1 pseudogene is annotated in these 564 nt (G+C 42.6%); it reads right to left on the bottom strand.

The features are described 5' to 3' along the window. A pseudogene (locus R7Q09_RS27380) lies at positions 1–564 on the bottom strand (serine/threonine protein kinase); the annotation flags it as partial.

Raw genomic sequence — 564 nt, 5'->3', positions numbered from 1 at the left:
AACTTTGCTTGGAATCTTGCTCAATTTGTTTCATCAAATCGTTCGCTTTCTTCATTGCTCGTCTAGCGCTGGTGGTCTTTCTCTTATTCAACAGAATGTCGGAGAATTGTAGATACTTGTCCGCTGTTTGGAAGCGTAGGTCATTGATATCTTGGAATCCAACAGGGAAGTTTTCAGAGAATTTATCGACGTCTTTAACTAACTTATCCAAATGTACAGTGGTTCTTGCTTGCTTTAGGCGATAGTACAGGCCATCAAACTCGTCTTGATACAAGATACGAGCGGCATCGATAGGGAAAGGTAACGGATTGCTCGAATCTATCGCCGTTTCATAGAGCTTCATTTCGAGCACCGCATCTTTCATCGCATTGCTTATCTCTAAGTTAGCTTTATGTTCATCGCTATTGGTGAAGAACGTGTTGCCAACCTTTATCAATGTTACTAATGCCGCCGCATCACGATCTTTCAACGCGTCACTTAAGTGTTTACCAAACACGTCACTAGAAAGTGAGGTCGGTACGAAAGGGTAGTCCTGATGGATCTGGTTTAGCTCTTCTTTCAGCT

The sequence above is a fragment of the Vibrio sp. 2130-1 genome (genome assembly GCF_033339515.1).
The sequence above is the reverse complement of the archived record's forward strand: the minus strand, read 5'-3'. Positions and strand labels throughout refer to the sequence as shown.